17 protein-coding genes are annotated in these 12,194 nt (G+C 54.4%); 7 read left to right on the forward strand and 10 right to left on the reverse strand.

Annotation, left to right across the window (positions count from 1 at the left end; genetic code table 11):
- Window positions 1-257 precede the first annotated feature (257 nt).
- The 5 genes from POTG_RS07735 to POTG_RS07755 form a co-directional block, all read right to left on the reverse strand.
- On the reverse strand, window positions 258-674 hold the full coding sequence (locus POTG_RS07735) for a phage tail tube protein (protein WP_009224268.1): 417 nt from the start codon (window positions 672-674) through the stop codon (window positions 258-260).
- Between the two features lie 33 nt (window positions 675-707).
- Entirely contained in the window at window positions 708-2,165 is a 1,458-nt protein-coding gene (locus POTG_RS07740) for a phage tail sheath family protein (RefSeq protein WP_009224269.1), read from the reverse strand.
- Window positions 2,166-2,168: 3 nt separating this feature from the next.
- On the reverse strand, window positions 2,169-2,393 hold the full coding sequence (locus tag POTG_RS23685; RefSeq protein WP_009224270.1) for a hypothetical protein: 225 nt from the start codon (window positions 2,391-2,393) through the stop codon (window positions 2,169-2,171).
- A gap of 6 nt (window positions 2,394-2,399) precedes the next feature.
- Window positions 2,400-2,885 carry a hypothetical protein gene (locus tag POTG_RS07750; RefSeq protein ID WP_157273365.1) on the reverse strand — a complete coding sequence of 162 codons (486 nt, stop codon included), beginning with the start codon at window positions 2,883-2,885 and terminating at the stop codon, window positions 2,400-2,402.
- A gap of 388 nt (window positions 2,886-3,273) precedes the next feature.
- On the reverse strand, window positions 3,274-3,762 hold the full coding sequence (locus POTG_RS07755; protein WP_009224272.1) for an ArpU family phage packaging/lysis transcriptional regulator: 489 nt from the start codon (window positions 3,760-3,762) through the stop codon (window positions 3,274-3,276).
- Between the two features lie 295 nt (window positions 3,763-4,057).
- Here POTG_RS07755 and POTG_RS07760 point away from each other — a divergent pair, with 295 nt between their 5' ends.
- From POTG_RS07760 to POTG_RS07770, 3 genes are all read left to right on the forward strand, one after another.
- Entirely contained in the window at window positions 4,058-4,414 is a 357-nt protein-coding gene (locus POTG_RS07760) for a helix-turn-helix domain-containing protein (protein WP_036644664.1), read from the forward strand.
- Window positions 4,415-4,535: 121 nt separating this feature from the next.
- Window positions 4,536-5,135, forward strand: coding sequence for an ImmA/IrrE family metallo-endopeptidase (locus POTG_RS07765; protein ID WP_009224274.1), 600 nt, complete (start codon window positions 4,536-4,538; stop codon window positions 5,133-5,135).
- Window positions 5,136-5,137: 2 nt separating this feature from the next.
- Complete coding sequence (locus POTG_RS07770; RefSeq protein ID WP_009224275.1) at window positions 5,138-5,521, forward strand: hypothetical protein; 384 nt, start codon at window positions 5,138-5,140, stop codon at window positions 5,519-5,521.
- Here the strand turns inward: POTG_RS07770 and POTG_RS07775 are convergent.
- Window positions 5,506-6,726 (reverse strand): oxalate decarboxylase family bicupin, encoded by a 1,221-nt coding sequence (locus tag POTG_RS07775; RefSeq protein ID WP_009224276.1) that lies wholly within the window; start codon window positions 6,724-6,726, stop codon window positions 5,506-5,508. The genes POTG_RS07770 and POTG_RS07775 overlap by 16 nt on opposite strands.
- A 232-nt stretch (window positions 6,727-6,958) precedes the next feature.
- On the opposite strand from POTG_RS07775, the gene POTG_RS07780 reads away from it, so the two are divergent.
- Window positions 6,959-7,939 carry a glycoside hydrolase family 43 protein gene (locus POTG_RS07780; RefSeq protein ID WP_009224277.1) on the forward strand — a complete coding sequence of 327 codons (981 nt, stop codon included), beginning with the start codon at window positions 6,959-6,961 and terminating at the stop codon, window positions 7,937-7,939.
- Window positions 7,940-7,996: 57 nt separating this feature from the next.
- Here the strand turns inward: POTG_RS07780 and POTG_RS07785 are convergent, their stop codons facing one another.
- The 4 genes from POTG_RS07785 to POTG_RS25330 all read right to left on the reverse strand — a co-directional run bounded on the left by POTG_RS07785 (window position 7,997) and on the right by POTG_RS25330 (window position 9,222).
- On the reverse strand, window positions 7,997-8,230 hold the full coding sequence (locus POTG_RS07785; RefSeq protein ID WP_036644667.1) for an S-layer homology domain-containing protein: 234 nt from the start codon (window positions 8,228-8,230) through the stop codon (window positions 7,997-7,999).
- The gene (locus POTG_RS07790) at window positions 8,227-8,679 is read right to left on the reverse strand and encodes an S-layer homology domain-containing protein (RefSeq protein WP_009224278.1); all 453 of its coding nucleotides are present in this window, start codon (window positions 8,677-8,679) and stop codon (window positions 8,227-8,229) included. The genes POTG_RS07785 and POTG_RS07790 overlap by 4 nt, the downstream gene beginning before the upstream one ends.
- A gap of 5 nt (window positions 8,680-8,684) precedes the next feature.
- The gene (locus POTG_RS24710) at window positions 8,685-8,903 is read right to left on the reverse strand and encodes a hypothetical protein (RefSeq protein ID WP_009224279.1); all 219 of its coding nucleotides are present in this window, start codon (window positions 8,901-8,903) and stop codon (window positions 8,685-8,687) included.
- Window positions 8,904-9,018: 115 nt separating this feature from the next.
- On the reverse strand, window positions 9,019-9,222 hold the full coding sequence (locus tag POTG_RS25330; RefSeq protein WP_036644670.1) for a hypothetical protein: 204 nt from the start codon (window positions 9,220-9,222) through the stop codon (window positions 9,019-9,021).
- Here POTG_RS25330 and POTG_RS23095 point away from each other — a divergent pair.
- The 3 genes from POTG_RS23095 to POTG_RS07810 form a co-directional block, all read left to right on the forward strand.
- Window positions 9,194-9,448, forward strand: a complete 255-nt coding sequence (locus tag POTG_RS23095) for a TRAP transporter large permease subunit (protein WP_232282256.1) — start codon at window positions 9,194-9,196, stop codon at window positions 9,446-9,448. The genes POTG_RS25330 and POTG_RS23095 overlap by 29 nt on opposite strands.
- 478 nt (window positions 9,449-9,926) lie before the next feature.
- Window positions 9,927-10,802 carry an AraC family transcriptional regulator gene (locus tag POTG_RS07805; protein ID WP_232282248.1) on the forward strand — a complete coding sequence of 292 codons (876 nt, stop codon included), beginning with the start codon at window positions 9,927-9,929 and terminating at the stop codon, window positions 10,800-10,802.
- A gap of 113 nt (window positions 10,803-10,915) precedes the next feature.
- Window positions 10,916-12,194 (forward strand): glycoside hydrolase family 27 protein (locus tag POTG_RS07810; RefSeq protein ID WP_036644674.1); only part of this gene is annotated, 1,279 nt, incomplete at its 3' end.

The following is a 12,194-nucleotide window of genomic DNA, read 5'->3' on the forward strand; positions in this document are numbered from 1 at the left end:
GGCAAACCAGGCGTCCAACGACATCAAATCGCAAATTAGAGCCAAAAAAGTCCGCTATTTCACCCATTATGCGCAAATAAACGGAAATAACGCCCAAAATGTCCGCTAATTCCAGGCCAATTGGGCCGCTGAGAGTTCGAAAGGGAGTACCGTACCCCGTAGCTGCCTAGGTACACACGTCAGGGTGCCTCTACCCTAAGTAAGCAACGACACCTGCCATACGCCCCTCATACGCCACCCATACGGCCCACGGCCCTTTAAGACGCCACAATCGGGTCCAACAACTCGTACGACTCGAACGTAAACGGCGTTTCCTCCGTCACTTCTTCGCCGGCGGTCCAGTTGGCCAGGACGATTTTGTCGACCATGCAGTTGTTCAACTGGATGCGTTCAAAGCCGTAGGCTTCCGGATCGTCAAGCTTATGAATGATCGAAAATTTCTGAAAGCCGCGCGTGATCATATCCGACGTGACCTTGTAGCCGCTCATCGTGCCGGTGCCTTTTTTGCGTCCCAGCTTGTACACCGTATAATCGGTGCCCACGAGGTTCAGCTCCTTTTTCTCTGCCTCAACGCTGGCTTCCAGGTGATTCAGATTCGACTGCCATACCCCTTCGATAAAAATCTGGCCAAACGTCCCCATAATCACGCGGCCGGGATCAAGAAATTGTGCCATTAGTTAGCTCCTCCTCAATTTTGAAAAATCGAATTATTGCACATAAAACGTGCCAAAAATTTGTTCCATCACATCGGTATCATCCGCCGTCCAAGCCAGGAACACCTGGTCGTCTTCCGGCGTAAATTGCGGCGCGTTGCCATAAAAACGCGGATCCAGCGTCACATCAAACCCAGTCGCCTCGATCACGTTCTCGGCGGCCAACGTTTGCAGATACTGCTTCCCTGCGCCAATCAGCGCCAGGCGGCCTTCCTCGGTGTTGTTCACCTTGCCGATATAGGCATCCTCGGCGGTCCGCTGCAGGTCCGCATTGATTTGGTCCATGACGCGAATCTTGCGGATCTTCTTCCAGCCTTTGTTCTGCCCTTCGCGCAGCGTGACAAGGCTGTTCACGCCACGCAGCGCCTTCACCCGGCGGCCGTCGTGCACGAGCAGGAACACGCCGCCTTGCACCGCCTGCTCCTGCTCGGAGCGGGTCCAGCGCCGTGTCACGTCGTCGAACGGCGCGGCCGCGTACGTCGTCGACGCCTTCAGCGGCTGGCCGGCGATCAAGCCCGCGACCCAGGCGGCCACCTGCGCCGACGAATACGCCCGGCCGTTCAGCACCGCGCCGGTTCCAACGTTCACGACGCCCTCGTGATCGATGGCAGCGCTGCGCGCCACCGCTTTGCTAATGGCGTCGGCGGCGGTATCGTCGGCGGCGGATCCGCCCAGCACGGCGATGACGCCTTTGCCTTCACTGCGCACGCGCTTCACCCAAGCGGCAACGCTGGTCTGCAAAGCCGCATCCGACACGCCGTCAAGCGTTAGCACGTGGAAGTCCTGCGTCTCAAACGCAGACAAAGCCGAAGCGTACTCGGCGTTCGTGAGGTCCGCGATCCCACTGTCCCCGCCGGTTAAGGCCACCCCGGTGACGTCTGCCAGCGTGCCGCCCCCCAATGCTTCAGCAGCGATCCAAGTATTAGTCGGATCACCGTTGATGGCTGCGGCCGCTTGAACTACCGAACCTTCCCCCAACGGGAACGTGCGCAGCAAAGCCGTGCCTTCATGGAGCTTCAATTCCTTGCTGCCCGGAATCGACAGACTCGGGCTAACCGAGACGATGAAGTTATTGCCGCGCTTGCCGGGATATTTCGCTTTCACCCGCAGCACTGCGGCACCCGACTCATCCTGAAGCGTTACCAACGCCTCCGTTGCGGAAGCCCCGGCCAGACGGTAAGCCAGCAGTTTTTTCGGACCACCCAGCAAAGCGAGATAGAGCGTACTGTATGCCGTTGCCCCCTCCGATTCGTCCTCCTGGAACAACTCCCGGATCGCAGCCTCACTACCAACTTCCACAAATTGTCCAACCGGCCCCCAGTGGGCTTTAACCGGGGCAACCACAACGCCGCGCGCCCCCGTCTGGATGGCGTTCACCGCCGCGCTGACGAAATTCATATACAACCCGGGCAACACCGGTTGATCCGTTACATTCCATGTTCCTCCTGCCATGACTTACAGCACCTTCTTTCTCAAAAATTGATCAACGAGCCGTTTCGCCTCGTAAATTTGAAGTAATTTGCTTTCCCTTCCCAACGTCGCCCCGGCCAGAATTTCCGGCTTGACGCCAAGCAACGTCTCGGAACAGGCCATCAGTTCCTCCACACGGTAACCCTTAGAGCCGTCCGCCGCAGCTAAAGCCGATGCGGTTTCAGGACTCCTTGATTTTTTTCTTGCCACACCAATTCACCTCATTTTCGATTGATAAAAAACGGATTGCATCAGCGGCGCTTCCACAACCGGTTTCGACGTGCGCTGAAGCAACGTGACGGTCAGCGGCCCTTGTACCGCCGGACTCCCTGAGGTTTCCTCCGGCTGCAAGCTCAGCTTCGGATCAACAATTCGCAGATATCGCTTAGCCGCGGGATCCAGAGGGATTTTCACCGCTGTTCCCAGCGCTTCTAGCAGCCGCAGTAGCGCAGCATGTTCCTGGTTCGCATCTTCCGCCAATAGAAAAGCCGTCATCCGCTTTTGAATCTCATAAGACGAGGGGCCCAACGCCCGTACGTCCATGCCGATCATCCGCCACATCACACCCGGAGCAGTCACATCCTGCGGCCACATTCCGCAGTAGGCTTTCCACTCGGAGCCCAGCACCATTAACGACCAATTCGCTAATCCTGTCATCCAAGGATCACTTGTGATTGGCACCGATTCCGGAGCTAAAGTCATCTCATCTTCTGCTATGGCAATCACCTCCCTTCCAGCATGAAATCGCCGTGTATACAGCGCGGCATGCTGCAAAACTGCTTGGTTCCCTCGAGCCGCCCCCAGATGCACCCCTGGCAACACAAAGGCTGCACCCATTCGGGCTCAGATGGATGCGGCGGCGTTTTGTTCTGATGTTGCATCTCGTCCCCCTCCTTTCCAAAGCAAAAAGCCGCTGACATGCTCAGCGGTTCTCATCGTGCTATCGATGATTTGGTTAACCTTAACCTGATCTTCCACGCTACCAATGTAACACGGGGAAAACCAAGCGAACGGACAGTTGACGGACACCCACCGGACAGGTATCGGACAACGTTGATTTTTCTTATAACAACAGAAAAAAAGCCGGCTTTCAGCCGACCCCGTGTTTTGCCGTTTGCGGTTCTTCTTTATAGACCTCAAGCTTTAGAGCCGCCGCCAGAAGGCGGATGGCGCTGGCTTTGATACGACGGTAGGTCCGGTCACTGATGCCCATCTCGCCGCAGCTGATAAAATCGTACTCGCCCTTCTGATCCAAATAACTGCGTCGTATCACCTCTCGCTGCTCCTCCGATAACCTCTCCATGGCAAGGTCCAGCAGCTCTGATTTGCGAATCAGCTCCGCCTCCTTATCCACGTTCCCGATCGCAATTCGTTCCGTTGGTTGACTTACAACATGGGTCGCACCATGAAACTGCGGCTCATATCGTGCGGTGATGAACGCTTCCTTACGAATCCATCCGACCTGCCGGTATCGTCTGACTTCTTCCAGCCACTTTTCCACCGCAGCCCGGGTTGCTGCTTCGTCCACCGGCAATGAATCGAATAAAGCATGATACACATGAATGCGTCTTCTCCCCATCTGAATCCCCTCCTATAGTATATTGCCATTTTGGCAAGTTATATCATTTCCCTCCGGCTAATCAATTAGCTTGTCCAAGTCTAGAACAGCCTGCAAACTTTGAACAAAGCCCCTTCAACCTCCTCTTTTTTACCAATTTGGTAACCGTAACCTGATTATATGTTGCCATTTTGGTAATGTCAAGCCTCACAATTACCATTTTGGTAATATAAATAAATCCCATTCTTACCATCTCGCTTTACCAATTTGGCAACTTGTGCTACACTAAATGAAACGGTTAGGAAGAGGAGTAACCATGCAAACGCTAGGCGAACGGATCAAATATCTTCGTGAACTACGTCAGCTCACGCAAAAAGACCTCGCCTCCCAAGCCGAAATTTCGGTCGTTCAGCTGTCCCGGTATGAGACAAACGATCGCAAGCCGGATCCGGAGGTGCTGCGTAATATCGTTGACGCTCTGGATACCAGCGCCGATTATTTGCTGGGCCGGACCAACGACCCGTCTCCTGCAGCGGAGAAAGGCATGAGCTTGTCTTTTTTCGGAGGACCTGAAGCGTATACGGCGGATGAAATCGCCATGATGGAGGCAGCCCTCAAAGCGTATCGGGAGCAGAAGAAGAAGCTGCTGGACGGAGACGAGGCTAAAGGCTAAATCATTCGAAGATAAATAACTACATATAAAGTCTACAAGACAAGTACAACGGCCCTGATCCTAAGGGCCCTTATTTCGGATCTTAGACCGAACATACATTCTTATTCAAGAGGTGACTTGAATGTTGTACGCCTATTATCGTGAGACCCATCTGGAGCAGTGGATGAATACAAAATATCTAAACCACGGGATATCGTCCCCCGCCGATCTCGACATCGACCGCATCGCTGAAGCCTTTGGGATCGGCTTGGTTTACGGGAATCACCCGTCCTTTTCGGACAACGAGGAGAATGTAATCTTCCTGAACAAAATGATGAAGTCGGATCAGGCCCGGGTCGTCTTCTTCCATGAACTTTGCCATGTGCTGCGCCATGCCGGGGATCAGCGGAGGATGACCGAACTGTTCATGCATGCCCAAGAGACCGAGGCCGAGCAGTTTGTGCTGTATGCCGCCATTCCTTTCTTTATGTTCGCTAAGCTGCCAGTGCCGGATCATCGCAGCGAAGCGATTGTCTACATCGCCGAACAGTTCCAGGTCCCCCCGGAGCTGGCGGAGCAGCGGCTAGACCAAATCCAACGGCGGGTGCTGCAAGGCAGCCTCATCGCAGCAGCCCAGGAGGCAACCCGCCGCCAGCGCGAAGCGGAGCAGAACTGGTCGCCGGAAACCCGGCGGGTGCTGTCCCAGCTGGAACGACAAATCGGTGGTCGAGGAGGGCGATAGGGATGCGGATTGCGGCGTATTGCGATTTTTACACCGATTCCATTCGTCCGTTGCAGTTGATTGTGGATATTCAGCCGGGGGACGTGGATTGGTCGGAGACGCTGTACCTCCCGATTTCGGGACCATTTGAGCCGTTTACGTCCGAGGACTTTGGCGATCTGCCCTGCGTATCTGTCCTGCTGGAGGATCTGGTTCGTCCCAAGCAGGAACCGTCGGAATATACCACAGTCTGCGAGCCGGGCACGACGACCTCCGTTCCATCGAGAAGGGTGCTTGGCATCCGTCTACCGCAAATCGCTGCCCGCTGCGGCGATCCCTCTGATATCCAGCGCCTGGTCTTGCAGATGGACGACGCCACGGAAGTCCTGGGTTATGAGCGAGGTTGATTGGGGCGGTCGTATTTTACCACCGGCCACTTTTGTTTGCGAAGCGCGTCCATCAGCAGCGGCCCCACATTCAGATTGCTCTGCACCAGCTCCCGCGGCGTCAGCGCCATCCATTGATTAAGCGATATATCGGCAAACCGGTCACTGCGGAACATTTCCAAGAACCAGATGCTGCGGTCACCGGTATTTTGAATGTAGTGGCCATAGGCAAACGGAACATACCCCACATCCCCTGCTCTAACGTTAAATGTCCGGGCGGCGCCGTTACCAGCAAATACGGTCATCCGTCCTTTCCCGGACAAATAATATTGCCATTCGTCGTTGTTCGGGTGCCAATGCAGCTCCCTCATCGCGCCGGGCTTGATTTCCACAAGAGCGGCCGCAATCGTCTTGGCGATAGGAAAATTTCTGGAATCCGCAATTCGCACGGTCCCGCCCGGCGTTTGGATCGGCTTCTGGGCCAGCAGGCTATGCTTGAAGCTGACAGGAATTTCTCCGTAAGGCGATTCGATCCTTTGCGTGTCGATTGGCCCCGGGACACGGTCCTGATAGATATACACCTGCTCTTTGGGGATGCGGTCAAACGCTTTACGAGGTACGCCAAAATTCGCGGAAAGCACCTCTTTCGGCGTATGGGCAAACCAGTCCGAGATGGACAACGTATTTAAGTCGGAGAAATTACCGTCATCAAATACTAGCAGAAACTCGCAGCCTTCCTCCAGCCCTTGAATCGAATGAGGAATCCCCGGTGGAAAATACCACAAATCCCCCACGCCCATATCGGCGATAAAGTTCCGTCCGTCCTGATCCACCGCCGTGATCCGTGCCCTTCCTGAGATCATAAACGACCATTCCGCCTGTTGATGCCAATGCAGCTCCCGCACTCCCCCCGGCGTCAGACGCATATTGACCCCCGCCAGCGTCGTAGCGATCGGCAGCTCCCGAACCGTAATTTCCCGGGACCATCCCCCATGGTTCAACTGCATATGCGTATCTGAAAAAGAGAACTTCAGATTCGGAATCAATCCGTTATCGGTCACCGGAGGTACCAGCATATCGGGGTTTTCGCGATCCCGCATCACGTCCCGGGGGCCGGTATCGGTGGCTCCGCTGCCATCATCTCGGATCGGCTGAGGGATCGACGATATCCCGGCAGCTTGGTTTTCCGGCTGTCTTGAATCGGATGAATCCAAATGATCCGACATTCACATCACTCCTCGTTCTGGACATGCTATTGTTAATTTTTACCAATTCATATTTACACAGTGATCCTATTCCTGAATCAGCAAAAATATGTTGTGATTCATTCCCACATTTCCCATAAAATCCGACGATTTCGGAGAAAATAACTTCAAGAGCTTGATAGTTGCCCAAGCTTCTGTATAATTAAAGTTAGTAAGTTTAATCAACAAACTAACTAGGTAAAGGGGAATCCTTGTGGAAAAACCTGTACGTCCGAATGAACCACTTGTTACACACATTTATACGGCAGACCCATCTGCCCATGTGTATGAAGGCAAGATCTATATTTATCCATCCCATGACATTGATCACGACGGTCCCGACAACGACAACGGCGACCAATACGCGATGGAGGACTACCATGTCCTCTCGCTGGACGACTTCAACTCTCCGTGCGTCGACCACGGCGAAGTGCTGCATTTGCGTGATATCCCATGGGCCAGCAAGCAATTGTGGGCTCCGGATGCAGCTTACAAGAACAATACGTATTACCTCTACTTCCCCGCACGGGACAAAGAAGGCATCTTCCGCATTGGCGTAGCCACCAGCTCTTCGCCTGCCGGACCTTTCAAGGCGGAAGAAAGCTATATTCCAGGCAGCTTCAGCATCGATCCGGCCGTGCTCGTGGATGACGACAATCGTGCATACATGTATTTCGGCGGACTTTGGGGCGGTCAGCTGGAGAAATGGCAAACCGGCACCTTCAAACCGGACGCCGAAGGACCAGCACCGGACGCTCCAGCACTGGGACCGCGATTCGCCGAGCTTAGCGATGATATGCTTACCTTCAAATCGGCACCGCAGGAAATCTCGATTGTGGATGAAGATGGCAATCCGCTGTTAGCCGGAGACGAGGATCGCCGTTATTTCGAAGGGCCGTGGGTGCACAAATACAACGGGTATTACTACCTGTCCTACTCCACCGGAACGACCCATACACTGGTTTATGCGATCAGTAAGAACCCGCAAGGTCCTTTCGTATTTAAAGGTAAAATCCTGGAGCCTGTCATCGGCTGGACCACACACCATTCGATCGTGCAATTCCAAGATAAATGGTACCTGTTCTACCATGACAGCTCGTTGTCCGGCGGCGTGAACCACAAACGCAGCGTCAAATACACCGAGTTGCATTACAATCCGGACGGCACCATTCAAACCATCGATCCATATAAATAAGGGGAAAAAGGGAGCGCAATCGGCTAAACAAGCCGTCGGCGCTCCCCTTATTTTATTTCAGCTGCTCCCCGCCTTCCGCTCTCGGCATCGCCGTGTGCTCCGTTGACGCCTCCGCAATCTCGCAGACCGGAACTTGCCGTCAGCATAACCGCTGACGATTCCCGCCGCTTGGGCCGAACGGATCGCCTCTTCCGCCCAATGGCCGGCGGTGTCCGAGAAGCCTGCGCCCAGCTGCCCCGCGGCAGACCTCATAAACTTCACGGCGATCGCCGTGATTTCCGCCCATGTCACCGGCTGTCCAGCTTAAAGCTGCCATCGGCATACCCTTGCATCAGGCCTATGCGGGACGCTTTGGCAATGGCCTCGGCAGCCCAATGACCTGCCGGAACATCGCTGAATCTATGCGCCTCTGCCGTCTCCTTCAGATCCACCGCCTTGGCCAACATGGCGGCCATCTCCGCACGAGTGATACGGTTCTCCGGTTTGAACAGACCCCCGGGATAACCGCTGATATAGGCTTTATGCGTCGACAATGCTGCGGCCATCTTCACCAAAGCGAAGGTGCTGAAATGTTGGATATCCTCTTGAGCGGACGGCTCCTGATCAAAGGTCGCTTCGGTGAGGTTAATCAGGTCGGGAATTTGCACTCTAAACGCATCCAGCAGCATAAATCGGCCTGATTTTTTCACCAGCTTGATCGTGTGCAGGCTGTTGGACAATCCAGATATGCAAATCGCCAAGCTCCTTATGGGCCCACAAATCGCGGACCGAAGCGGCGCCGTCCAGACAAGATGTCGCTCCACTTCACATTCATGGATGCGCCTTTAGTGCCCAGATTAAACAAAGCTACGGTGTACGTTCCTTCTCCATTATTGGCGTACCACACCTGCTGATTGGTAGCCATTGAGACTGCATGCGCCGGACGGCCGGCTTGGTTGACGGCAATCACCTCATCGTTGGTCAACAGTTCCAGGCCATAGCTATCCAGATTGGCCAGATCATCACCGGTGTAAAATTGCGCACAGGCGATCGCCCACAGCGTTGAGGCTATCCATTAATTGAGTAGCCGACCTTCCACATCACCGTACGCCCCGGACCGGCTGGCGGGCTTGGACGGCGGGGCGGACGATTACATGATCAAGCCTTTTGTTCCGGAAGAGGTTATCGCCCGGATTCATGCCGTACTGCGGAGCCGCCAAACTGGAATGACCCGGGATTGCCAGCGGTTGGTTTACGGCGACGAAAGCCGGGGCAATCGCTTGCGTATATGCGTTTGTCCCCACCTTCTTTGTTTACCGGGACGTCCCGCTTCGTCAGGTCGGCCTTGTGTTCAAGCGGACGTTTCGCACGGTGGCGATGGTGCTGTTCCAGATCGCCGCAAGCGATGCCTTCGGCTGGATTCTCGCTTATCTGCAAGTCCCTTCTTTGCTGACTGATCTGTTCCTTGATGTATCAGATAACCCTTATATCATTTTGTTCATGATACCTGTTCGAGGGCACGCACTTTAACGGCAATGTCGTTTTGTTCACTCAGCACAATCACCCCTGGCTGGCTACTATCTAGCGGCACGCGGTAACCCTCGTACCTTTTATATTGGGGAGCGGCTAGATCCAGAATCAATACATCCGGCTTGAAAACAGCGGTTTTACGAAGCGCCTTCTCCCCCGTCCTGCACGCTCTCCACCTGAATGGCTTCACGCTTAAGGTCGCAAACCAATGATGCGGGATAATTGGATTCATCGTAAATGATAAGTACTTTGATCATGACCTTCCCCTTATATGGTTTTTCCGGGTCCACTATAACAGGTCATGATGGGATGCGTAAGAAGGAACTTTTATCCACCTGCTTTATAAAACGAAAGTGTTGGTGCCTGACAAGGGCTTGTTATTGCATTTCTTTGTCCACCGTATGTTTTCTCCTTTATACTTATGGGATAATGGCCTTTTCGTTCCAAACTTGAAGTGGTAAGGAGGATCCCTATGGTCATGACAAGAGGAACTTATGGCTTCCGGTTCGCTGAAGATCAGGAACTCCCGCTGTGCGTATTATTTGCCGCCGGCTATGACTCGATCACGGATCCCTCTTATTATTGGGATGGATTAGAGCGAACGGACGGGCCTTTGCTCCTGTTCCAATATACCCTCTCCGGAGAAGGTGTCTTTGAGTTGGGCGAGCGATCTCACCGCGTTACCGCCGGACAAGCGTTCCTCGCCGAAATTCCAAGTTCCCATCGCTATTATTATCCGCAAGAAGCTTCGGCGCCTTGGGAGTTCCTGTTCCTGCTGTTTCGGCCGAATGTGGTACTTCCCTTATGGCGAAAATTCCTCAGCGAAGCCGGAGCAGTTCCTTATCTCCCCGAAGACTCCGCACCGGTGCGGTTGGCGCGTATGATCATCACTGATGCGGGAGCAGGTCGGATCACCGATCCCTACATCGCCTCATCTTGCGTTTACCAGTTCGTCACGGAATTAGCCAGAATGCAGGTTACATCGCAGAAAAACAAAGAGAACTGGCCGGAAAGCGTCAAACGTGCCGCCGAGTTGATGGAGAGCAACTATGCGCAGATGATCAGCATCGATCAGCTTTCCGAGCATGTTGGCTTGTCCAAGTACCACTTGATCCGCCGGTTTTCGGACAGTACAGGACTTACGCCAGGCGCTTATCTGACCCGTGTCCGCACCGAAAAAGCGATGGACCTGCTTCGCGGTACGTCACTTAGCATTGAGACCATTGCTGAGCGGGTAGGTTACTCCAGCGGAAGCTACTTCATTAAGGCCTTCCGCCGTTTGACCGGGCTCACCCCCGGAGAGTTCCGCAGCGGGGGCGAAAGTCTGGTCTATCGCAAGCTGTTCTTCGATTAAACGCAATATTTTGCTATTCATATCGCAAAGTTACTATAGATATAGCAAAACTCCTTTAGGTAAGATGAACCTAACAAGAGCAATAAAGATCCATCCGTAAAGGAGTTTTGCAAATGAACCATCAGCAGATTGCCCCAACTCCACCGCTAGGTTGGAATAGTTGGGACTGCTACGGCGCAGCTGTGACGGAAGAAGAGATTCGGGGCAATGCGGAATACATGGCCAAGCATCTGAAAGACTTTGGTTGGAACTATATCACCGTGGATATTCAATGGTATGAACCAGGAGCCCTTTCGTCTCAATATCGGCCGTTTGTTCCGCTTGTGATGGACGGCTATTCCCGGCTGATGCCTGCCGAGAATCGCTTCCCCTCTGCGGCCGGCGGCCAAGGCTTCAAGCCGTTAGCGGATTATGTGCATAGCCTCGGGCTGCGATTCGGCATTCATATCATGCGCGGCATTCCGCGGCAAGCCGTTCACGCCGCCACACCGATCTTGGGGACGACCGCAACCGCACGTGATATTGCACATCCCAATTCGATCTGTCCCTGGAATACCGATATGTACGGTGTGGATGCCTCCAAAGAAGGAGCGCAGGCCTATTATGATTCGCTTTTTGCCTTATATGCCTCATGGGGCGTTGATCTCGTAAAAGTGGACGATATTGCCACTTCCCGGCTTTACGGCACCCACCAAGCCGAAATTGCATTGATCTCCGAGGCGATCAAGCGCTGCGGCCGTCCGATGGTGCTCAGCTTATCCCCCGGACCGGCTCCGGTGGAGCTTGCAGCTTTCTTCGCCGAACAGGCTAACATGTGGCGCATGACGGACGATTTCTGGGACCAGTGGCCGCTGCTAAGGGACATGTTCGACCGCTGCCGGGCATGGCAGGGCGTCCCGCAAGCCGGGTCATGGCCGGACTGCGACATGCTGCCGCTGGGGCATATCGGCATCCGCTCGGTGGACGGCGGCGGGGCGGATCGCTGGACCCGGTTCACCCGCGACGAGCAATTAACGATGATGTCGCTTTGGAGCATTTTCCGTTCGCCGTTGATCTTTGGCGGGGAACTCCGAGACAATGACGAATGGACCTTGTCGCTGCTGACCAACCGCGAGGTGCTGCGGATGCACCGGGAAAGCCGCGGCGCCAAAGAAGCCCTTCGGCAAGACGACCTGATCGTTTGGACGGCCGAACATCCCGAAGGGTTCAACTATGCAGCTGTTTTTAATGTAGGGGAAAGCGCGCTGCCGCTGGAGCTCCCTCTGGAGCAAATCGGTTTATCCGGCGTTTCTACCGGAACTGAGCTGTGGAGCGAAGCTCCCGCGGAGCTTACGGCGACTGAGGAGCTTCGGACTACGATCCCGCCGCACGGGGTGCGGTTGTATCGGTTGG

This window comes from Paenibacillus sp. oral taxon 786 str. D14 (genome assembly GCF_000159955.1).
In the GTDB taxonomy this organism is placed as follows: Bacteria; Bacillota; Bacilli; order Paenibacillales; family Paenibacillaceae; genus Fontibacillus; species Fontibacillus phoenicis.

What these genes read in the sequence shown, in the direction of transcription:
- POTG_RS07740 (WP_009224269.1), bottom strand. Translation starts at nt 2,165, where the DNA reads ATGGCAGGAGGAACATGGAATGTAACGGATCAACCGGTGTTGCCCGGG.
- POTG_RS07770 (WP_009224275.1), top strand. Translation starts at nt 5,138, where the DNA reads ATGCGGATTGCGGCGTATTGCGATTTTTACACCGATTCCATTCGTCCG.
- POTG_RS07805 (WP_232282248.1), top strand. Translation starts at nt 9,927, where the DNA reads ATGACAAGAGGAACTTATGGCTTCCGGTTCGCTGAAGATCAGGAACTC.
- POTG_RS07735 (WP_009224268.1), bottom strand. Translation starts at nt 674, where the DNA reads ATGGCACAATTTCTTGATCCCGGCCGCGTGATTATGGGGACGTTTGGC.
- POTG_RS07765 (WP_009224274.1), top strand. Translation starts at nt 4,536, where the DNA reads ATGTTGTACGCCTATTATCGTGAGACCCATCTGGAGCAGTGGATGAAT.
- POTG_RS07775 (WP_009224276.1), bottom strand. Translation starts at nt 6,726, where the DNA reads ATGTCGGATCATTTGGATTCATCCGATTCAAGACAGCCGGAAAACCAA.
- POTG_RS07760 (WP_036644664.1), top strand. Translation starts at nt 4,058, where the DNA reads ATGCAAACGCTAGGCGAACGGATCAAATATCTTCGTGAACTACGTCAG.
- POTG_RS07755 (WP_009224272.1), bottom strand. Translation starts at nt 3,762, where the DNA reads ATGGGGAGAAGACGCATTCATGTGTATCATGCTTTATTCGATTCATTG.
- POTG_RS07750 (WP_157273365.1), bottom strand. Translation starts at nt 2,885, where the DNA reads ATGACTTTAGCTCCGGAATCGGTGCCAATCACAAGTGATCCTTGGATG.